This is a genomic window from Amorphus orientalis (genome assembly GCF_030814015.1).
Classification (GTDB): Bacteria; Pseudomonadota; Alphaproteobacteria; order Rhizobiales; family Amorphaceae; genus Amorphus; species Amorphus orientalis.
Genome location: NZ_JAUSUL010000002.1, coordinates 1310970 through 1331191, shown reverse-complemented (window position 1 = coordinate 1331191; position 20222 = coordinate 1310970). Strand labels below are relative to the sequence as shown.

Genomic DNA, 20222 nt, shown 5'->3' with positions numbered 1-20222 from the left:
TCGGATCACCAGGTTTTCGGTTTCTACCTGCGGCTCCGGCGACCTATCCCGAAGTCGTGATCGGGTCCGATGCCACCGCAAAAAGGAGCAGAGACGCAAAAAAAGACCCCCGGCGACAACCGGGGGTCAGAAGACAAGCTTGGAAGTTTGGAGTTTGGGTCAGTCAGATCCAGTTGAGGGCCTTGTCGAGCGCGCGCTGGGCGCTCTGATGGACGCTCTCACCGAATTTCGCGAGAAGCAGAATCTTGTCCTCCGAAGCCTTGGATGCACGCGGCTGATAGGCTTCGATCGTCACCGCATCGCCAGCAGGAGCCGGTTTGGTCGCGACGGTGGTCGGCGCGCCGGGCAGCCGATCCGACGTCTTGCCGACGACGCGGGTATCGCCGCCATCGACAGGGCGCGCACTCACGGCCGGGCCATTCTGCATCAGCACGGTCTCGTTGGACGCAACAACCGTCTGCGCGATCTCCTCACCGTCGCCGTTCAGGATCGCAACCTGATAACCGCCAGAAGACGTCGGCTGAATCGAACCGATCTGAACGCTCTGGTCGATCGGCGCAATGCGCGAGGTCTCGGCGGCTTCACCGAGACGGTCCGACCGGAAGCTCTCGGCGACTGCGAGAGGCGCAGTAAACGCAACCGCACCAGCGAGCACGGCGGCCACGACAAGGGTTTCGTTGTTGCGCTTCATCTTTTTGCACTCCCAGAAACTGCCCTGGAACGGCAAGGGCGATACTTGCGAACTCGCAAGGCTAACGCGCCAGTTTCCATCTTGTTCCTTGGAAATGGGAATCGAATGCCGCGGCGCTAGGTCCGTTCTCGAAAAAGTGAGCGCGGGAACGGCGCATATCCTGAGGATTCGGGCCCTCTGTGTTCGCCGAACGCTCGGACGAATGTATCGCCCCAGGAAGTGCCCGTCGGCATCGGTCGTCAGTGGAGCGCGCTAATAGGGTCGCTCGTCGGGGCCGTGCTCGTACAGCACGACGCGTTCCGCCTTCGCCGAGATTTCGGTCTCCGGCCGGTAAGCCGGTTCAACCGGCGGACGGGGGCGGTCGTCGCGCGGATCTGAGGGCCTTGGACGGGTGAACAACGCCACAAGCGTGCCGATCACGACGAGCGCTATGCCTTCGACCGGAATCCGGGCCTCGCCCGGGGCGACGCCGACCGAGCGATCCCACCAGGAGGCGATGACCGCGTTGGCGATCAGGGTCACTCCGAAAAAGAGGCTCGCCAATGCGACGCCGAACAGGATGCGCATCCGCTCCCCTAGTCATATCCACATGGATCCGACTGTTATTAGCAGTGTCTGCTAAAGTTACCAAGAGTTGAGGTGGAGGGTGGCCTAAGCTTGCGGGCGGCGGCCAAGAACGCGGCATGCCTGAAAATTGGGCGCGCCCCTGCAATTTTAGGGGGAATTCATCGCTGCGTCGTTAAGGAAGCGGATGGCGGTGGAGATCGCCTCGGTCGTCGCTTCCGGATCGAAGCGAAGATTGCTGAGCGGCGTCCGATGCTGCTGGTCGAAGCCGTGGGTCACACCCGAAAAGCTCAGTTCTTCAACGTCGTGACCGGTGTCCCGCAGAGTCTGTTCCACAGCGCGACAGTCACGGGCAGGGGCGATCATGTCGTCGTCGGCGAGCACGAACAGGACGGGCGCCGGGTGGTCCCAACCCGCGTCCACAGCGCGATTTGTGGGACCGCACCAGGGATAGACCAGCACGGCCGCGCGCACGCCGGACAGGGGCGGATCGTTCGCGTCGCCCGGCCGACTGCGAAGATTGAGGGGGAGCCTGTTTTCCGCATCGAGGGCGAGCAGGTCCATGATCGACCAGCCGCCGTGGGACATGCCGATCAGGGCGAGTCGATCGCGGTCGACGAAGGCCATCTCCCGCGCGTCCGCGAGTGCGACCAGCACGTCACCGGCCCGTTCCCCGCCGGTCATCAGCTGTCCGACACAGACCAGCCGCCAAGCTTCGTAGTCGTCGTATCCGCGGGGGCCGTGGCTGTCGACGATGATCGCGGCCCAGCCATCCGCAACCAGGGCGTCGGCCCACCGCTCCATGTTGTCGTGAGGTCCGTCACAACCGGAGAAGAGCAGGGCGGTCGGAAACGGTCCGTCGCCGCCTGGCCGGAACACTTTGTAGGCCGGGCTCAGCATGGCCGACAGGGCGTCCGGATCGAGCCGCTCGACCGTCCAGCCACGGTGGTGCGCGATGGTGTTCAGGCCGAGCGCGGCCAGACCGACACCGACGGCGGCGGCCAGGGAAAGAAAGCCGATCCGGAGAAGACGGCGACGTCGAGGGCTTTGCATCAGTCGGTTCCCAGAGTGCTACTGTGCGAACCGGGCTTTCAATCGATCGATGTCCGCTGGGTCGATGTCCGGCGCGGTCACGGCGATCCAGCCGTCGATATAGCTGGCGGCTGCGTACTGGTGCCCGTGTCCGATAGGCGCGTTGTTCGACAGCGCCATGTCGGCGGCGACCTGCAGGGCAGTAACCACGGGCACCCAGCGCATCTTCGGCGACACGTCCGGTCCGCGCGGGTGCCGCATCCAGTCCGGCACCTGCCACAGCATATCGGTCGAGAAGAAGACGATCGGGTCGCTCGCATGCTGCAGGTAGACGACCCTGAGCGGACCCCAGTCGCTTTCGCCTTCGGGGATTTCCGGCTTGTTCATGAAGCGGATCAGCGATCCGTCCTCGAACGTCGGGAGCCATTCCGGCGATTGCGGGTTCCTGTCGGCCGTTGCCCAGGAATGGATCGGGCTGGGGAACGGCGGACCGCTCCACAGCGCGCCCTGGAGCGGATCTCCGATGATCTCGTGCAGCCGCAGCGACTGTTCGGAGGACAGCGCGCCCAGGCTGAGGCCCTGGAGATAGAGGCGGGGCCGATCGTTTTCCGGCAGCCCGGTCCAGTGGTCGTAGACGGCCTTGAGCAGCGCATGGGCGGTCTCGGCGCCGTATCCGGGCTCAAAGATCAGGGAAAAGGGGCTCTGCAGATAGGAGTACTGGGCCGCGACCGTGGCCACGTCACCGCGATGCAGATACTCCAGCGTCTCGATGGCGTTCTGGTCCATGAAGCCGGTGCCGGTCGGAATGGCGACCGCGAGTACGGCCCGGTCGAAGGCGCCGACACGCAACATCTCCGCCAGCGCGATCTCGGCGCGCTCGTCGGCCGTGTCGGCGGCGTTGAGCCCGACATAGACCCGGACGGGTTGCACCGCGTCACCCGACCAGAACTCGGCGATGTCTGCGCGCTCCGGAATGCCGTCGATGAAGCGACGCCCCTCCCGGCCCAGGTCGATCCAGCTCACAAGGGACTCCGCGCTTCCCGTCTTCCAGGGTTCGGCCGGCTTTTCCGTGTCCGGTTCGACCAGCTCGTCGAGCTGGGCGTAGGAGGTATCCAGAACGACGAGCATGTAGCGGACCAGAACCCCGTCGATAAGGGTCGCGAAGAGGGCCGCCGCCACGATCAGCGCGGTGAGGATGGCAACGCGCTCGGGAACGTAGGGCCGCGCCGCCCGCATCAGGAGCCGGGCGAGGAGCTTGAACAGCCAGGCAACTGCAAACAGGACCGCAGCAGTTGCGATCGCAAGGCCGAGCACCTCGATCCGGTGCACCGATTCCAGGGGCGGAAGTCCCATCAGTTCGCGGATGGAATCCTGCCAGTAGGGCGCGCGCAGCAGGCAGGCGGCGGCGACGAGAGCTCCGGCCACGGCCAGCGCGAGGCCGGTCCGCCGCCCTCCGAGCGGGCGGAACCCGAGCCAGACCCAGATCGCGACGAGGCCGACCGCGATCCCGTAGCCGATCACGAAGGAGGCACCGCCGAGAAGGCCCTGCATGAGCGCGTTGCGGGGGATCAGCGACGGCGTCAGCGAGGCGGCGAACAGAAGGAAGCCGAGCAGCACGCCCGAGGGCGAGACGTGGCCGTTCAGCCATCGACGGTCCGTGGGATCCGTCCGATCGTGATCGCGCGTGGCCATGTCGGTTTGCATCGCATCGTCCTTCCGCGGGCGTGGCCGAACCGCTAAGAGCTAGGTCATGAATGATCCGACGCGTCGAGGCGTCCGGTTGCCGTGTTTCGTAGCGCGTTTCGCATGTCCGGGGGAACGATCCGATGAGCGCCTTGATGGAATGGTTCGGTCCGGTGACCGTGATGCAACGCGCCGTGATCGGGATCGCCGCTATCCTGCTGGTGCTGGCGCTCCTTGTGGGGCTCACCGCGCTTCTGATCGGCCTGCGCCGGGCGCTCGTGGCCTGGCTGGTTCTTCTGGTCGGCGGTGGCGGGCTTCTGGCCTTCCTGCCGGTTTCCACCGATGGGCTTGTCTCCGATCCGGATCCGACCTCGACCTACGAAGCGGGGGTCGCCCGTTTCGAGGCCGAAACCGCCGATCCGCCGCAGCTGCTCAACCCGTTGTGCGAGCCGAAGCTGCACGGACATGGCGAGCGGACCGATAAGGTGTTCGTTCTGGTCCACGGCGTTTCCAGCTGCCCGCAGGCCTATGTCGATTTCGCCCCGATTCTGTTCGAGCGCGGCCACAACGTCCTGGTTCTGAGGATGCCGCAGAACGGATATGCGGACCGGGCGACCGATGCGCTGCGCCTGATGACGGCCGAACAGCTGGCCGAATTCGGTGACAGCGCCGTGGACATGGCGACCGGGCTCGGTGAGGAGGTCGTCTTCGTCGGCATCTCCGCCGGAGGAACCATCGCGGGATGGGTGGCTCAGAATCGGGCCGACGTCGACCGGGCGGTGCTTCTGGCCCCGTTCTTCGGGCTGCACGGGTTCGGACCCGATATCAACCGCATGCTGATGCGGGCAATGCTGCTGATTCCCGACGTTTCGATCTGGAAGGATCCCGTCGCCCGGGAGAATGCCGAGAACGTGATGCCGCACGCCTACAAGCGGCAGTCGACAACCGCGACGGGCCAGATCATGCGGCTGGGGTATGCGACGTGGCACCAGGCGCGAGAGACCAAGGCCGCGGCTTCGCAGATCGTGGTCGTTACGAACGAGGCCGATACGGCCGTCTCCAACAGCACCACCGATGCCGTGGCTGAGACATGGCAGGAGAGCGGTGTGCCCCTGGTCTCCTACGTGTTCGACGCAAGCCACGGGCTCGGCCACGAACTGATCGATCCGATGGAGCCCGGCGCCGACCCGGACCTGACCTATCCCATCATCCTGAGCCTGGCGGAAACGGGGCGGCTGCCCGACTAGCGGCCGCCCGTTCTCAAAGTCCTGGGAGCGGGATCAGTCGTCGATGCCGACGTCGCAGTCGAGCTGGTCCTCGCCGGGCTCGCACCCGTCGGTGTTCTCGGACTCCTCGAGGGCCTCCATCGACCGCTCGGTGCCGTCGGCTTCCTCGCCGTCGCCGGAAATGGCGGCTTCCTCGGCGATCGAGGGCAGGTCCTTTTCCGACTCCGGAGTGGCTTGGCCGTTGTCCTGGGCACTGGCGCCGGCGATGGCGAGAAGCAGGGCGAATGTGCTCAGCGTGACGGTACGAAACATCGGATGACCTCGATCAAGGCGGAATTGGTGGCCGGAGCATGTCCGGTTCGATGTGAGCCCCCAGCGCCCGGTTGGCAGGTGGCCGCACGGCTCCGCCACCCTTCTTTCAGCAATCCGGGGATCAGCGCAAGCCGCGACGGAGTGCGCTGCCGCACGGATGCCGGGAGATCGCCGGCGGACCGGTCGGCACCGAGTGCGGATCAGGCGAACTCCTGAAGCCCGTCTTCGGTCACGACGACACGGCCGCGTCCGGCCCGTTTGGCCGAGTAGAGCGCCTTGTCGGAAAGCTCGATGAGGGTCGCCGGATCCAGCCCCTGGACGTTGGCGAGCGCGATCCCGTCGCTGGCTCCGATGACGACGGAGTGATTGTCGATCGCGTAGGGCTGCGACAGCTTCGCGATGATCTGCCAGCCGAGCTCCTCGGCATGGTCTTTCGAGCGCAGTCCCCGTTGAACGATGACGAATTCGTCGCCGCCGAACCGCGCGACGAAATCCGAATTGTGTACCGTACTGATCAGGCGCCTCGCGGCGATCTGAAGCGCCCGGTCGCCTACCGTGTGGCCATAGGTGTCGTTGGCCGTCTTGAACTGGTCGAGGTCGATGAAGTGGAGCGCGACGACCTCATTGGGTTTGAGGTCATTGAGGATGCCGGCCAGGCTGTCCTCCAGCATCTTGCGGTTGGGCAGCCCGGTCAGGTGATCGGTGAGGGCGTGGATTTCGAGCTGCCGCTGGGAGAGTTCCAGTTCGGACACGGTGCTGTGGAGAATATCGATGGTGGCAAGTCCGCCGCCATACATCATGATCGTCAGAAGCAGCAGACCCAGAAAAAACGGCTCCCAGGCGAGGAGCATGGTGACGGTGACGATCAGGGCCACGACGGTCAGGGCACCCTTGCTGATCCACGGGACGAGCGAGGCGCGGGCGACCAGTCCGCCGCCATAAGCGAAGAACAGGCTCATTCCGAGGATGCGGGCGACATCATCGCCCCAGACGAGTGCGCAGGAGACGGTGACCGCAAGCACCACCGAAAATGTGTAGCTTCCGACCGCGTATGCGGCCTCCCAGGCCCGGAAGTGCCGGGAGCGAAACCGGCGCCGGAACACGTAGACCAAAATCAGACGAAACGCCGAACATATGCCGCCGATGATGGCCAGACCCGCGAACACGGAGGAATGGCTGCCTTCCAGGGCAATGAGTGTCGTCAACGCGGCATGGGCGACGCCGATCATGATAACCGGCATCGGTGCTCGGTAGAGGGCTTCTACCAAGTGCCGTCGGATTGCAGCCGGATCATGGGATCTTGAATCGGTCACGACAGTCTCTTCTGCATTATCGGCTGCTGATATCAAGCGAGACTTGCGAGAAACTGACGTCTTAAACCACGTGTAGCAGCCAGGAGACGGCTCACTCTGACAGCAAAGTGAAGTGAGGGGGAGCAGATCCGGGGCGTTCACGCCAGGAATTGAACCCGCGCGAAGCGATGGCCCGCAGAGCCTCACGGTCATCGCCACTACACGGCCGCGTAGGCGGTCCTTCTTGCAAGCGGGTGCGTCTGAAGGCCCTGGTATCAGCCGGCCGACCGAGGGATTTCAAGCCACCTCAACGGCCGGCAGCTCCAGGAGATCGACGCGGTTTCCAAGCACGTCCCGTGCGAGCTCGGCGACGCGGCGGTGGTGGGTGAACAGGATCGGCTGGACCCGGTCGCCGATCTCCGCCAGGACCTTCAGCCCGTGCGCGGTGCGTTCGTCGTCGAAGGTCGCGAACAGATCGTCGCCGATGAACGGGATCGGCTCGGCGCGGCTGGCGTAGTCATCGAGATAGGCGAGACGCAGCGCGAGGAAGAGCTGGTCGCGGGTGCCCTCGCTCATGCCGCCGATGTCCACCGCCTTGCCGCCGGCGCGGCGGCCGACGAGGCGCGGCTGGTCCCGTTCGTCGTAGTCCTGGTCGAGCTTCTCGAAGCCTCCGCCGGTGAGGGTTGAAAACAGCGCGCCCGCCCGCATCATCAGCGGATCCTCCTGGGCCGCCCGGTGACGCTCGATCGCGGCCTGGATCATCGTGCCGGCCAGCTTCAACACCACCCACTCGCGTGCCGCCGCCGCGAGCTCCGCCTCGGCGCCCGCCTTGTCCTGCGCGGCGGTCTCGGCGCCGGTGCCGACTTCGAGGGCACGACGACGCTCGATCTCGCGTTCACGCTCGGCGTGGACGACAAGGCGATCCTCCTCCAGCCGGGTCTCCTCCGCCTCGAGCTCGGCAATTCGGGCCTCCGCCGCATCGGGGTCGAAGGCCTGCAGTTCGTCGCGCAGCACCGCTTCGGCCAGCCCGTCGCCCAGCTCGGCCAGCTGGCGGCGGCGCTCAGCCAGTTGCGCGTCGAGCCGGTCGCGCTCGGTGAGCCGCCGCAGTTCGGCTTCAAGATCCGCACCGTCGGGGAACCGACCTGAAAGCTCGGCGAGCGCGGTTTCCGCGGCATGTAGCTCCGCGGCCGCTGCCTCGGCCGCTTCCTGAGCCTCGTTCCGGCGCTCCGCCGCCTGGGCCTTGCGGACCCGGGCGGCCTTGGCCGCTTCCAGCGTGTCCTGAAGCGACTGCAACATGACGTCCGGCGAGGCGCCCTGGACGTCGGGGCGCAGCCTGCCGGCGACTTCGCCGAGGCGGGCCTCGTAGTCGGCGATGTCCCGCTCCATACCCAGAATACGGCGGCGCCGGTTGTCCCGCTCGCGCAGCGCGCCCGGCACCTCGCGCCAGACCTGCAGCGCCGTTTCGGCCTCCTCGATGCCCGCTTCGGCACGCAGTCCGAGGCTCGGGAGCGCGGCGCGCCAGCGCTCCGACCAGTCGGCGCTCCTGGCCGCGTTCGCCTCGGCCGCGGCCTGAAGCTCGGCGATCCGCCGCTCGGCATCGCGGCGGCGCGTCTCCATGTCCCGCGCCGCGTCCCAGCTCTGCGCCAGGGTTGCGATCTTCTCGTCGAGTGCGCCGGCGAGAACGACCGCGCCGGCCGCTTCCAGTCCCGAGACCCCGACCTCGTCGGCGAGCGTGGCCAGCACCGGCAGAATGCGTGCTTCGACCGCTTCCAGCGCCGCGATGTCGTCGGAAAGCCGGGTGACCTCGGTGCGGCGGTCGAGCAGCGCCGCGACCGCGCGGACCCAGTCGGCCATGGCGGCGGGCGACAGCGGCCGGTCCGTGATGCCGCGCCAGAGGTCCGTCCACTCCGCGTTCCGCGCCTGCTGGGCGTCGTCGAGCGCCGTCAGCCGTGTGCCGAGGTTGGTGAGTGCCTCGGCCTGCCGCGTCCGCTCGCGCACGGCCACGGCATGGCGCGCCACGCGGTCGGCGTCGCGCATGGCCTCGTCGGCAAGACCGTCCGCCTCGCTCTTCGCCGTCTCGAAGGCGGTAATGGTCGCCGGCACCTGGTCTGGTTCCGCGCCTCCGGCCTCCGACAGCAGCGTTCCCCTGAGCAAACGCCACGCGCTGTCGCGGCGGGCGCGCAGGTCCGCGATCGCCTCGGCCGATGGCACCGGGCGGCCGGACGCCAGTGCGGCGATTTCGTCGTCGCGCTCGGCGATACTGGCCTGCGTCTCCTCCCGCCGCTGCCGGATCTGCCGCATCTGGCTGTCCGCGGCTTCGAAGGCGTCCCGGAAGCGCTGGATCGACTCGCCCGCCGGCAACGAGTAGTGGGCGAGCGCTTCCAGGTCCGCAGACGGCGACAGGCGTGCGGCATCTTCGACGAGGCTGCGCGTTCGGGTCCGTGCCGCTGTCCGCAGCTCCTCCAGCCGATCGAGCCGGCGCAGGTCTCCGCCAAGCGCCGACAGCCGGTCGCGCAGCGGGCGGGGATCGACAAGATGGCCGCGGGCCGCGCGCTGGCGCTCGAGGCTGGCGAGTTCGTCGCGCGCGGTGCGCAGGTTGCTCTCGCAGGTCTCCTGCGTCTGACGCAGCGTGCGCCCCTCCTTCAGAAGCAGCTCGACGTGGGCCTGGGCCGCATCGGTCGGACGTGCGGCCTCCAGCGCTTCGGCGTCGGCAAAGCCGAGCCGGGCGGCGAGCGTCCTGAGGGTGCCGGCGATCTCGTCCGCCTCCGCCCGCACCCTCGGATGATCGACGCGATCCTTGGCTGAGGCGCCGCTGCGGGTGACGAGGTCGCCGATCTCCTGCGCGCTCGCGAGCACGTCGGCCGCGACATCGATGGCCGCGTGGACGGCCTCGGACCGGTCGCGCTCTTCGCCGGCGCGGCGCATCTCTTCGCGGGCGGCGCGCACCTTCGCAAGGCGCGCGTCGAGGTCCTGGGTGAAGGAGGCCGGCAGGTCGGGCAGGGACCCGAGTGCCGCGCGGTCGGCCAGAACCTCGTCGATCATCCTCAGGCCGGGTGCGACGCGCTTGAGGCGGGCGAGCCGGGCGCGCTCGGCAATCGCAGCCCGGCGCGCGCTCACGATCTCGTCGAGCCGGTCGCCGAGTTCCGAGATGCGCGCGTTGAGCGCCTTCCAGTCTCCCGCCTTCAGTTCGGTGTCGCGGAGCGCCCGGCGCGCGTCCTCGTGCCGGGCAAGCGCCTGATAGAAGCGGCGGTTCTGGGAGGCGCGCTGGGCGAAGATCGTGTCGGCCTCGTCGTCGATCGAGCGGCGCAGATCGTTCAGCCCCTTCAGGCCGGAGGCGGCGGCGAACAGCGCCGCACCAAGGTCGCCCTCGCTCTTCAGCATCTCCTCGCCACCGGTCCGGAGCGTCTCGGTCGACAGGCCGAAGGCGCGGGTGAAGACGTCGCGGGTCACGCCGCCGAGAAAGGGCAGCAGGCAATCGTCGGGCAGGGGCGCGTCGTCCGCATCGACGAGCGTGTTCTTGTTGCCGCGCCTGCGGCGGAACGCGATCTCCGCAGCATTCGCGGCGGCGAGCCGGGCGCCGACGCGCATCTCGCGCGGATCGTGCAGGAAGTGATGGGTGGCGAGATGGCCGAAACCGAACAGGAGGTCGGTGATGGCATCGAGCGCGCTCGACTTGCCGGCCTCGTTCGGTCCGTAGACGACGTGCAGCCGCGCGGCCGGATCGAAGGTCAGGCTGCGTCCGGTGAAGGGCCCGTATTTTTCGAGGTCGAGGCGGAGGATGCGCATGCCGGCTCAGCCTCCGTCCGCCCGGCCGAGCACGAGATCGCGCGCTTCGGCCAGAAGCTGGTCGAGGTCGTCGGCGCGCGGCGCATCGATGTCGTCTACGCCGGCCGGCATCTTCCGGCCGATCTCCGCAAGAACCTCCGCCGCCTTCGCCCTGACCCCTTCCTCGGTCTCGATGCCGGCCAGCACGGCGGCGAGGTCGAGCTGCGCCAGATCGCTGGCCGCGCTGCCGGCCGGCACGCCCGGCCCATGGGTGGCGAGCTTCAGCTTCTCCAGCCAGGCGTCGCCGTGGCGGCGCTGCAGGGCGGCCTGCACCTCGTCGGCGATGCGCGCGTGGTCGCCGCGCCAGCCGGCGTGGAGCGGCGTGGTCCCGGTGAGGGTGACCCGGACCGCCATCGGCCGGTGCTCGGCCCTGTCTGCGGCGGGTTCGAATACGGCTTCGACGGCCCGCAGCGCATCGGTCTCGGTCTCGACACCCGAGACGTCGACCTCGAGGCTTTCCCAGCGGGCACGGTCGAACACGACGGGCTCGACCGATCCGACGCGCCCGTCCTCGACCTCGACCAGCATCGCGCCCTTCGGGCCGCATTCGCGCACGCTGCGGCCCTGCAGGTTGCCGGGAAAGACGATCCACGGCTCGCGCGAGACGATTTCCTGCTCGTGGACATGGCCGAGGGCCCAGTAGTCGTAGCCGCGCAGCTGCAGGTCCTGGACAGAGCAGGGGGCGTAGACGGCATGCGGCGGCCGGCCGTCGCAGGAGGTGTGCAGCACGCCGATGTTGAACCGGCCCGGCGTCGGATCGGGATAGGCGACCGCGTAGTTTTCCGGCACCGCGCGATCGGGAAAGCTGCGGCCGTGGAGCGCGACCTTCAGATCGTCGATCTCGAAGGTCTCCGGGCGCGCGGCCGAAAACTGCCGGACGTTGTCCGGCAGGGTGATGGACCTGGTCACCACGCTTTCGGCGTCGTGATTGCCGCGGATCAGGAACACCGGGATCCCGGCCTGATCGAGCCGGGCCATCTGGCGGGCGAAGAACAGCCCGATGGAGGTGTCCTTCCAGTCGCCGTCATAGACGTCGCCGGCGATGACCACGAAGGCGACACGCTCCTCGATCGCCCGCGCGACGAGGTCCTCGAAGGCGCCGCGCGTCGCCTGCGCGAAGACCTTCGCGACCTCCGGGTCCTTCGCGGCGAGGCCGCGCAGCGGACTGCCGAGGTGCAGGTCGGCCGTGTGCAGGAACCGGAATGCGCTCACATCAGCCCCAATCGATTCGCGGGTTTCGCCAGGTGCCCACTGTTGTCCCGCCCCGGAGCGGATGACGGAAGCCCCCGACGGGAACGCGATCGAATTTACGTCTGGATCACGCGGGTACGGTCCATCTCGGGAAGGCTTTCGCAATCGGACGTCGTTGATCTCCGCAGCGTGAGCTCGAACCGGTCAGCGCGGCAAGTGTCTGCGGTGGTTATGGGAGCCGCGGATTCGTAACCCGCAGTGCCTCCAGACCGACATTCATTGGGAGCTATGTCAGGAAGGAGCGCGCCTGGGGCGGATTTCCTGGGTGAAATCAACGCCCTCGGCGAAAGGTTGGCTCCCCGGGCCGGATTCGAACCAGCGACCAATCGGTTAACAGCCGATTGCTCTACCACTGAGCTACCGGGGACCACGACACATCGTGTTCGTGAGCGGCCCCTATATCAAGCCGAGGGAGCGTTGCCAAGTGCGCCGCACCGCGCAATCAACATATCCAGAACAAAGGCGCGACCAGAAAGGCTGCCTGTGGCTGACGTCAAATTCGCCGGTCGGAGACTTCCGTTGCCAAGATCCCGCGGCCTGCGGGTGGGGCTGGGCAGTGCCCTGATTCTGGGCGGTTTCCTTGGGTTCCTGCCCATTCTCGGGTTCTGGATGGCGCCGCTCGGCCTCATCGTCCTGTCCGTCGACAGCCCGCTCGTGCGGCGCTGGCGCAGACGCCTGGACGTGCGGCTGGGCAGATGGGTCGCCCGACGGCGAGGCAAGCCTCGCGAAAGCGAGGCGGCCAGCCGGACCGGAGACGGCGGGCCGACCGGCGGGCACCCGTAGAGCGTTTTCCGTTCGGAGGATGACGGCCGGGCGAGAGAAGGGGCATCGGCTTCTGACGCAGGTCGATCCCGGTCCAGCCAGCCGGGTCTCGACCGGATCTGCCGATTCCGGATAGGGCTGGCGCGAGACGGCGCCTTCGGCCGGCATCGGCCGACCGGCGGCAAAGGAGACGACATGACGGAAACAGGCGGGATGGAGGCACGTTCGGTCCTGGTTCTGGGCGGCGCGCGCTCGGGAAAGAGCCGAACAGCGGAGACCCTCGCACAGACATCTGGGCTCCGGCTGGTCTATCTCGCGACTGCGGGGCCGCCTCGCGACGGCGAGATGGCCGACAGGATCGCCCTGCATCGGCACCGGCGGGGGACGGAATGGACCACTGTGGAGGAGCCGCTCGATCTCGTGGGTGCGGTTGAGCGATCAGCCGGGGCGGAGACGGTCGTCCTTGTGGACTGCCTGACGCTCTGGCTCTCCAACCTGATGGCGGAGGGCCGGGACGTGGATGCGGAAACGGAGCGGCTCTGCGGGGCGCTTCGCGAGGTGGCCGGTCCCGTGATTCTCGTCTCAAACGAGGTGGGCGGCGGCATCGTGCCGGAGAACGCCCTGGCGCGTGCCTTCCGGGACCATCAGGGACGGCTCAATCAGGCCGTTGCCGCCATCGTCGACGCTGCCGTTCTGGTGGTTGCCGGGCGGGCCCTCGTTCTGCCGGGTGCGTCCTGCCCGGACATCGCGCTCCGCTGAGGGCGATCGGGCAGGCACAAATCGGTGAAATGTGCCTGCGGGCGGTGACCCTCTGCGCCGAATCAGCCCGGACCGCCCCCTCCCGTATCGACTGGCAAGCGCAATGACAGGGGTTCTGAGCCCTCTCCGCTCGGACAGGACCGCCGGATCCCTTCGGCAGGACACGGCTGCGGACAGGAGTGCTTGAGAAAGCCGTGCCCTTAGACCGGTTCGACTCAGAAGGGGGAAGTCTACGGGCAGCGCACCGCGCGGCCGTAGGCATCGCGACAGGCTTTCGGTGTGGTCGCTCCGCCGAGGATCGCGCCAGCCGCGCCGCCGATAATGCCGCCGGCAAGGGCCGCTCCGCCCGTCCCGGCCGCCGCACCCGCAATCAGGGCCCCCGACCCGGCACCGACAGCGCCGCCGACCAGAGCCCGGTCGCGGGTCGAATAGGAGTTGCAGGCCGCCAGGCTGGCAGCAAGGGCGAGGGCGAGCACGATTTTCATGAAGAGACCTCTTGTTGGCGAAGCAGCGGAGACGCCGGGACGATCGCGAACAGTAGAGACATACTGTCGGCCACCGGCAAGCCCCACGGAACGCCAGGGTCTCTTCCCAAGCTTGCGCGAGACCGGCTCGGGATGGTCACGAACCAGTCCACAAAACAATGTCTCCGGACCCGGAGGTCCGAAGACATCGATCAGATCACTGCATGGAAGTGACCGGCGTTACGGGCAGGCGACAGCCCGACCATAGCGATCGCGGCAGGCCTTGGGCGTGGTGGCCGCACCGGCGAGCGCGCCTGCGCCAGCACCGATCGCGCCGCCGGCCAGTGCCGCACCCGTGGAGCCACCGGCGGCCGCGCCGATCGCCGCACCCGAGGCACCTCCGATCGCGCCGCCCGCAAGCGCACGGTCGCTCGTCGAATAGGAGCTGCAGGCGGCGAGGCTTGTGGCCATAATGGCGGCGATTACCAGAACTTTCATGCCGTATTCCTCCGGAACAAAGGGTCATGCCGGCGCGAACCCCGTCTGATGGACGGTCGGATCGTTCGCCCGGTCGCTGCGAATGCGCGGGGAAGGGCCAGGGTTCCAAAAAAGTTGGAAAGGGCGCCGATATCGGTGCCTGAAAACGCAAGAAGCCCCGGACCTTCCGGCCCGGGGCTTCGTGCGTTCGACAGGGGAGGCGGATGCCTCCGATGCGATCGATCAGACCGAGTAGTAGAGGTCGAACTCAACCGGGTGCGGCGTGTGCTCGTACCGGATGACCTCTTCCATCTTCAGCTCGATGTAGGCGTCGATCTGGTCGTCGTCCATCACGCCGCCGGCCTTCAGGTAGTCGCGGTCGGCGTCGAGAGATTCAAGCGCCTCGCGCAGGCTTGCGCAGACGGTCGGGATCTCCTTCAGCTCCTCCGGCGGCAGGTCGTAGAGGTTCTTGTCCATCGGGTCGCCCGGATGGATCTTGTTCTTGATGCCATCGAGGCCGGCCATCAGCATCGCGGTGTAGGCGAGGTAGGGGTTCGCCGACGGATCCGGGAAGCGGACCTCGATGCGCTTGGCCTTCGGTGAGGAGCCGAACGGGATGCGGCAGGACGCCGAGCGGTTGCGCGCGGAATAGGCCAGCAGCACCGGCGCCTCGTAGCCCGGGACCAGACGCTTGTAGGAGTTGGTCGACGGGTTGGTGAAGGCGTTGATCGACTTGGCGTGCTTCAGGATGCCGCCGATGTAGAACAGGCAGTCTTCGGAGAGGTCGGCATAGAGGTTGCCGGCGAAGACTGGCTTGCCGTCCTTCCAGATCGACTGGTGGCAGTGCATGCCCGTGCCGTTGTCGCCATAGACCGGCTTCGGCATGAAGGTCGCGGTCTTGCCGTAGGCGTTGGCGACCTGGTGCACCACGTACTTGTAGATCTGCATGTGGTCGCCGACGAGGGTCATCGGCGCGAACTTCAGGCCGAGCTCATGCTGGGCGGCCGCCACTTCGTGGTGGTGCTTCTCCACGGAGACGCCCATCTCGGCCATGACCGAGAGCATTTCCGAGCGCATGTCCTGGGCGCTGTCGATCGGCGGAACCGGGAAGTAGCCGCCCTTGGTGCGCGGACGGTGACCGAGGTTACCGGTGTCGTATTCGGTGCCCATGTTGGACGGCAGCTCGATCGAATCGATCTGGAAGCCGGTGTCGTAGGGCTCGGTCGCGAAGCGCACGTCGTCGAACACGAAGAACTCGGCTTCCGGGCCGAAGAACACGCTGTCGCCGAAGCCGCCGGACTTCACGTAGGCCTCGGCCTTCTTGGCGGTCGTGCGCGGGTCGCGGTTGTAGGCCTCGCCGGTGACCGGATCCAGGATGTCGCAGAAGATCGACATGGTGGTCTGGGCGAAGAAGGGATCGACGTGCGCGGTCTCGGGATCGGGCATCAACGTCATGTCGGACTCGTTGATCGCCTTCCAGCCCGCGATCGAGGAGCCGTCGAACATCACGCCGTCGGCGAACATGTCCTCGTCGACGACCGCCACATCCATCGTGACGTGCTGCAGCTTGCCGCGCGGATCGGTGAAGCGCAGGTCAAGGAACTTGACGTCTTTGTCCTTGATCGTCTGCAAGACGTCTTGGGCTGTGCTCATGGAAACTATCCTCAGATTTTAGGTTTTGATCCGGGTTAAAACTCGGGAGGGGAGGGGATTGATCGGCGAAGGCTTAGGATCAGATCGCATCTATGCCGGTTTCGCCGGTGCGGATGCGGATAGCATCCTCGACGTTCGAGACGAAGATCTTGCCGTCGCCGATACGACCGGTCTGTGCCGCATTCCGGATGGCGTCCACGGCCTTTTCGACCAGCTCGTCGCCAAGCACGATCTCGACTTTCACCTTGGGAAGGAAATCGACAACGTACTCGGCTCCCCGATAGAGTTCGGTGTGGCCCTTCTGGCGCCCGAAGCCCTTGGCCTCGGTCACGGTAATCCCTTGAAGGCCAACCTCCTGGAGCGCCTCTTTCACTTCATCAAGCTTGAAGGGCTTGATGATCGCCTCGATCTTCTTCATCGCCTCCCTTTCCGCGGCTCCACTGAAACCGACATGTGCCGGTACTCCGACCGTCTAGCATGGGGCGTGCCATCTTCCGCGAAGGCATGATGACACAGGAATTTTCGTGCACGCCGACCGGGTCGCAGGGACGGAACCCAACAGCCGGCAGGTGTCGCCGCACCGGCGCGCTGGGCGCGGCGGGCGGCCGGTTGCGTGCCCGGATCGGCACAGTGGGCCACGGACGACGTGCGGGCAATCCCGAAAACGTAGCCTAACAAATAATCAATTTGCCCATAAATTAATCGGGGTACCTGCGCGTTTTCAGGGCCGCCGTCGGATTTGATCTGCGCCGTTTCGCAGTGGCTCGGATTCTGGGAAGAAGGAGACGCCGGCCTTCTGGCCGCAGCGACAAAGGCGACGAGGATCGGAAGGGGCCGGACAGTGATTGAGCTTTTGACGCCGGCGGAGATGGCACAGGCGGACCGGTTCGCGATCGAGCGGGGCACGCCCGGGATCGTTCTGATGGATCGGGCCGGTCGGGCGGTCGCCGACGTGGTGGCCGCGCGGGCGTCCGCCGACGCCCGGATCCTGGTGATTTCCGGACCCGGCAACAACGGGGGCGACGGGTTCGTAGCCGCCGCCGACCTGCGTCGGCGCGGCTATGACGTACGTCTGCAACTGCTCGGTGCCCGGGAGAAGCTGACCGGGGATGCCGCTCTCGCAGCAGACGCCTGGGAGGGGGCGGTCGAAGCGGCCGATACCGAGGCGCCCGGCCAGTGCGATCTGGTCGTGGATGCTCTGTTCGGGGCCGGGCTGGCCCGACCGCTCGAAGGTCTCGCGGCCGATATCGTGGCGGCCATCAACGCATCGCCTGCCGACGTGGTGGCCGTTGATCTGCCGAGCGGCGTCTCCGGCCGCTCCGGACGCGCGCTGGGGCCCGCGGTCGAGGCCGATGCGACCGTCACCTTCTTTCGTCTCAAGCCCGGGCATCTTCTCCTGCCCGGACGAACGCGATGCGGGGAGGTGACGCTCGCGGACATCGGAATTCCGGAGGCGGCCCTCGGCGTCTTGGAGCCGGCCGCGTTCCGCAATGCTCCCGCTCTCTGGCACGGGAGCTGGCGGCCTCCGTCGGTCGACGGCCACAAATACGCGCGCGGTCATGCGGTGGTGGTGTCGGGCCCGATGGCCCAGACCGGCGCGGCGCGCCTCGCTGCCGGGGCTGCGCTGCGGGCCGGAGCCGGGCTCGTGACGGTGGCCTCGCCTCCGTCGGCGCTGATGATCAACGCGGCGCATCTGACGGCCGTGATGGTGCGATCGGTGGACGGCGCGGAAGGCCTGGCCACGCTTCTCGCCGACCGGCGGCTCAATGCCGTGGCGATCGGTCCGGGCGCCGGGGTGGGGCCCGACACGGCCGCCTCGGTACGAGCGATTCTCGACGGCGATCGCGGGGTGGTTCTGGATGCCGATGCGCTGACCAGTTTAGCCGATGCGCCGGCGGAGCTGTTTTCGGCGATCGCCGCCCGACCGGATCGTCCCGTGGTGCTGACCCCGCACGAGGGCGAGTTCGCCCGGCTCTTCCCGGATCTGGCGGAAGGGTCATCGGCTGATGACGGTAGCGACGAGGAGGCGCCATCCAAGCTGGATCGCGCAAGACTCGCGGCGGCGCGCAGCGGGGCGGTCGTGATCCTGAAGGGGCCGGACACGGTCGTTGCCGCACCGGACGGCCGGGCCGCCATCGCCGACAATGCGCCGCCCTGGCTCGCCACGGCGGGGGCGGGGGACGTCCTGGCCGGGATCGCCACGGGCCTGCTGGCGCAGCTGCTCCCCGCCTTCGAGGCGGCCGCCATGGCGGTCTGGATGCACGGCGAGGCCGGGCGGGTCGCCGGGCCGGGCCTGATCGCTGAAGATCTGGCACCGGCTCTCAAGGCGGTGATCGCCCGGATGTGATCATCCGAGCGGAAACGTCGCTAGCAGGAGGGAAGGGAGGCGTCGGGCGGCAGCCGATAGATTGCCCGCTCCTCGCGTGCCCGCAGGGTTCCCGCCTCTTCGAGACGGGTGGATGCTCCGAGCCGGTCGACGAGGCGCTGCATGGAGTCGCTGTCGACGACAATGAACTGTTGCCGTCCGGTGTCGGCGACTGCCTGTATCAGCCTGTTCTGCTCGCATTCCCCGGTGAAGATGACCTTGGCGGCATATTTTCCGGTGTAGAAATAGATCGTGCCGCTGGTCATGTCGGCCCAGACGACCGCCTCGGGCGCAAGCAGGGCGGCTGGAGCGTCGACCGAGTACGAATGGCGCTCCAACTGGACGGTCTGGCCGATGGCAAGCGCTGCCGTGAACGCGGTCACGACACCGGCGGCCCGAAGCGTGAAGCGGTCAGGGGTGGATGCCGCCGCCGATTGGGCGAGCGCGAAGACACAGATGCTCACGCAGAACGCCGCCGTCGGTATCAGATAGGGTGATGCGGCGATCTGATGGGTCGCGAAGAACGCCACCGATACGCCGAAGGACAGTGCCCCGCCGATCGCCGCGGCTGCAGATCGGCGTCTGCTGTGGGCGGGTCCCCACAGCGCCATGGCTGTCGCCGCCAGGATTGCTGCGACAGCAGCCCAGGCGATGGGCCAGGCAGGCGTCTCCAGGAAATAGTAGTGCAGGTTGCGGGCGATCAGCGCCGTGCTGAGATTCGGTCCGGCGGAATCGGCGTCGCCATAGGTTGAGACCAGCGGCGACCCGGCATTGATCGCGTTGGCTGCAAGATGGGGGAGGACGGCAACCGCGAATGCGGCGAGCCCGGCGAGCACGAACGGGAGCCGGCGCGCCAAACCACCGGGCGACAAGGTGCCCATTGCGACCACGATGTAGGCCGCCATCCCCAGGACGATGAAGACGCTGGCCACCCGAATGTCGATCAGGACGCCCGCCGCCAGGCCAATGAGCGCGCCTCCCCACCAGGACGGACGGTCCGGCACACGGGTCGCCCAAAGCAGAACCGCGGTGAAGAGGGCCACGAAACCGATGGTTGGCGGCATGGACGCGCTGACCATCAGTGCGGAGTTGGACAGCGCCATCGCGATCGGAACGAGGCCTGCGATAACCAGGCCGCTCGTCCACATCATCGGCAGGCCAACGACGGCAAAGACACCGAAGACGCCGACCAGCAAGAACAGCGAAAGGACATGAAGAGCCTGAACTTCGCGTTCAGCCGGAAGCAGGGAGAGGAGAAACCCGGTGCCCGGCGGATACTGCAGAATGACGCTGTCCGTACCGGCTTCGTAGTGGTGGCAGTGGGGGGCGATCATTTCGCCGAACTGCTTCGGTGTCAGGCCCGCTTGCTTCGCAGTCTCGATCAGGAACCCGGCCTCCGGGGCTTTGACCCTTGTGTCCAGGCCATCGACCAGGCCGTCGGTCCGGAACAGCTGCTGCTGGCGGGCGTAGCCGAACGGGTCGCAGCCGAAAGGATAGTCGGGCGTGCTGGGCCGGGATGTCAGCGAATAGACCGCGGCGAGGCAACCGAGCAGCACCACGACGGCGACCGCATGAACTCTCGCGTCGTGCAGAATTCTCTTTCCAATCATTTACGCCGCCTGATTTCAGTCCCGGTGCGGACCTCGAACGCGCGTTCTTGACCCGACCCGTTTCGGAAGGGCAAGGGCCGTGATTGAAAAAGGTGGAGAGGCGAGCGGGCCGGAGACCTCCGTCGGCGCACTGGGGCGGCCTCTGCCAGCCGGTTCCGTGGGTTGAGAACCCCTTGTCGCGAAACCCCGGTGGCATTGCCGGAAGCGAAAGTTCCGGTGCGATCGGGCCGTGGTCTCGGCGCCGCGATGGCGGTCT

General features: G+C 67.2%; 17 protein-coding genes and 1 tRNA gene. 4 read left to right on the top strand and 14 right to left on the bottom strand.

Translation table 11 applies throughout. From position 1 onward, the window contains the following. Positions 1-163: 163 nt before the first annotated feature. The 4 genes from J2S73_RS13920 to J2S73_RS13905 all read right to left on the bottom strand — a co-directional run bounded on the left by J2S73_RS13920 (position 164) and on the right by J2S73_RS13905 (position 3991). On the bottom strand, positions 164-664 hold the full coding sequence (locus tag J2S73_RS13920) for a hypothetical protein (protein WP_306886150.1): 501 nt from the start codon (positions 662-664) through the stop codon (positions 164-166). Between the two features lie 279 nt (positions 665-943). Continuing rightward, complete coding sequence (locus J2S73_RS13915) at positions 944-1258, bottom strand: hypothetical protein (RefSeq protein WP_306886149.1); 315 nt, start codon at positions 1256-1258, stop codon at positions 944-946. 147 nt (positions 1259-1405) lie between these two features. Beyond that, positions 1406-2308 carry a dienelactone hydrolase family protein gene (locus J2S73_RS13910; RefSeq protein ID WP_306886148.1) on the bottom strand — a complete coding sequence of 301 codons (903 nt, stop codon included), beginning with the start codon at positions 2306-2308 and terminating at the stop codon, positions 1406-1408. An 18-nt stretch (positions 2309-2326) separates the two neighbouring features. Then, positions 2327-3991, bottom strand: coding sequence for an alpha/beta hydrolase (locus tag J2S73_RS13905; RefSeq protein ID WP_306886147.1), 1665 nt, complete (start codon positions 3989-3991; stop codon positions 2327-2329). 122 nt (positions 3992-4113) lie between these two features. Here J2S73_RS13905 and J2S73_RS13900 point away from each other — a divergent pair, with 122 nt between their 5' ends. Continuing rightward, positions 4114-5217 (top strand): alpha/beta hydrolase, encoded by a 1104-nt coding sequence (locus J2S73_RS13900; protein ID WP_306886146.1) that lies wholly within the window; start codon positions 4114-4116, stop codon positions 5215-5217. Between the two features lie 33 nt (positions 5218-5250). Here J2S73_RS13900 and J2S73_RS13895 read toward each other — a convergent pair whose 3' ends face one another. From J2S73_RS13895 to J2S73_RS13875, 5 genes are all read right to left on the bottom strand, one after another. Next, entirely contained in the window at positions 5251-5508 is a 258-nt protein-coding gene (locus tag J2S73_RS13895; protein ID WP_306886145.1) for a hypothetical protein, read from the bottom strand. Between the two features lie 200 nt (positions 5509-5708). Continuing rightward, positions 5709-6749 (bottom strand): GGDEF domain-containing protein, encoded by a 1041-nt coding sequence (locus tag J2S73_RS13890; RefSeq protein ID WP_306886144.1) that lies wholly within the window; start codon positions 6747-6749, stop codon positions 5709-5711. Positions 6750-7097: 348 nt separating this feature from the next. Then, positions 7098-10586 carry an ATP-binding protein gene (locus J2S73_RS13885; RefSeq protein WP_306886143.1) on the bottom strand — a complete coding sequence of 1163 codons (3489 nt, stop codon included), beginning with the start codon at positions 10584-10586 and terminating at the stop codon, positions 7098-7100. Positions 10587-10592: 6 nt separating this feature from the next. Further along, on the bottom strand, positions 10593-11837 hold the full coding sequence (locus J2S73_RS13880; RefSeq protein WP_306886142.1) for a metallophosphoesterase family protein: 1245 nt from the start codon (positions 11835-11837) through the stop codon (positions 10593-10595). A 331-nt stretch (positions 11838-12168) separates the two neighbouring features. Beyond that, a tRNA-Asn gene (locus J2S73_RS13875) sits at positions 12169-12243 on the bottom strand. Between the two features lie 110 nt (positions 12244-12353). Between J2S73_RS13875 and J2S73_RS13870 the strand changes: the two genes are divergently transcribed. Both J2S73_RS13870 and cobU read left to right on the top strand, forming a co-directional pair. Beyond that, positions 12354-12659, top strand: coding sequence for a hypothetical protein (locus J2S73_RS13870; RefSeq protein ID WP_306886326.1), 306 nt, complete (start codon positions 12354-12356; stop codon positions 12657-12659). Positions 12660-12833: 174 nt separating this feature from the next. Next, a complete protein-coding gene (gene cobU / locus J2S73_RS13865; RefSeq protein ID WP_306886141.1) occupies positions 12834-13397 on the top strand; it encodes a bifunctional adenosylcobinamide kinase/adenosylcobinamide-phosphate guanylyltransferase in 564 nt (187 codons plus the stop codon). A 230-nt stretch (positions 13398-13627) separates the two neighbouring features. On the opposite strand, the gene J2S73_RS13860 is transcribed toward cobU, so the two are convergent. From J2S73_RS13860 to J2S73_RS13845, 4 genes are all read right to left on the bottom strand, one after another. After that, positions 13628-13882, bottom strand: a complete 255-nt coding sequence (locus J2S73_RS13860) for a YMGG-like glycine zipper-containing protein (RefSeq protein WP_306886140.1) — start codon at positions 13880-13882, stop codon at positions 13628-13630. Positions 13883-14101: 219 nt separating this feature from the next. Next, on the bottom strand, positions 14102-14359 hold the full coding sequence (locus tag J2S73_RS13855; protein WP_306886139.1) for a YMGG-like glycine zipper-containing protein: 258 nt from the start codon (positions 14357-14359) through the stop codon (positions 14102-14104). Positions 14360-14581: 222 nt separating this feature from the next. Continuing rightward, positions 14582-15991: a type I glutamate--ammonia ligase gene (gene glnA, locus J2S73_RS13850; RefSeq protein WP_306886138.1), complete on the bottom strand. Its 1410-nt coding sequence runs from the start codon at positions 15989-15991 to the stop codon at positions 14582-14584. A gap of 79 nt (positions 15992-16070) precedes the next feature. Continuing rightward, positions 16071-16409, bottom strand: a complete 339-nt coding sequence (locus J2S73_RS13845; RefSeq protein ID WP_306886137.1) for a P-II family nitrogen regulator — start codon at positions 16407-16409, stop codon at positions 16071-16073. 426 nt (positions 16410-16835) lie between these two features. On the opposite strand from J2S73_RS13845, the gene J2S73_RS13840 reads away from it, so the two are divergent. After that, positions 16836-18338 (top strand): NAD(P)H-hydrate dehydratase, encoded by a 1503-nt coding sequence (locus J2S73_RS13840; RefSeq protein ID WP_306886325.1) that lies wholly within the window; start codon positions 16836-16838, stop codon positions 18336-18338. Positions 18339-18358: 20 nt separating this feature from the next. On the opposite strand, the gene J2S73_RS13835 is transcribed toward J2S73_RS13840, so the two are convergent. Then, positions 18359-19966, bottom strand: coding sequence for a hypothetical protein (locus J2S73_RS13835; RefSeq protein WP_306886135.1), 1608 nt, complete (start codon positions 19964-19966; stop codon positions 18359-18361). Positions 19967-20222 lie beyond the last annotated feature (256 nt).

Bases quoted from the DNA above. Each gene is read 5' to 3' on its own strand.
- J2S73_RS13915 (WP_306886149.1), bottom strand. From the start codon at position 1,258: ATGCGCATCCTGTTCGGCGTCGCATTGGCGAGCCTCTTTTTCGGAGTG.
- J2S73_RS13910 (WP_306886148.1), bottom strand. From the start codon at position 2,308: ATGCAAAGCCCTCGACGTCGCCGTCTTCTCCGGATCGGCTTTCTTTCC.
- J2S73_RS13905 (WP_306886147.1), bottom strand. From the start codon at position 3,991: ATGCAAACCGACATGGCCACGCGCGATCACGATCGGACGGATCCCACG.
- J2S73_RS13900 (WP_306886146.1), top strand. From the start codon at position 4,114: ATGAGCGCCTTGATGGAATGGTTCGGTCCGGTGACCGTGATGCAACGC.
- J2S73_RS13895 (WP_306886145.1), bottom strand. From the start codon at position 5,508: ATGTTTCGTACCGTCACGCTGAGCACATTCGCCCTGCTTCTCGCCATC.
- J2S73_RS13890 (WP_306886144.1), bottom strand. From the start codon at position 6,749: ATGCCGGTTATCATGATCGGCGTCGCCCATGCCGCGTTGACGACACTC.
- J2S73_RS13885 (WP_306886143.1), bottom strand. From the start codon at position 10,586: ATGCGCATCCTCCGCCTCGACCTCGAAAAATACGGGCCCTTCACCGGA.
- cobU (WP_306886141.1), top strand. From the start codon at position 12,834: ATGACGGAAACAGGCGGGATGGAGGCACGTTCGGTCCTGGTTCTGGGC.
- J2S73_RS13860 (WP_306886140.1), bottom strand. From the start codon at position 13,882: ATGAAAATCGTGCTCGCCCTCGCCCTTGCTGCCAGCCTGGCGGCCTGC.
- J2S73_RS13855 (WP_306886139.1), bottom strand. From the start codon at position 14,359: ATGAAAGTTCTGGTAATCGCCGCCATTATGGCCACAAGCCTCGCCGCC.
- glnA (WP_306886138.1), bottom strand. From the start codon at position 15,991: ATGAGCACAGCCCAAGACGTCTTGCAGACGATCAAGGACAAAGACGTC.
- J2S73_RS13845 (WP_306886137.1), bottom strand. From the start codon at position 16,409: ATGAAGAAGATCGAGGCGATCATCAAGCCCTTCAAGCTTGATGAAGTG.
- J2S73_RS13835 (WP_306886135.1), bottom strand. From the start codon at position 19,966: ATGATTGGAAAGAGAATTCTGCACGACGCGAGAGTTCATGCGGTCGCC.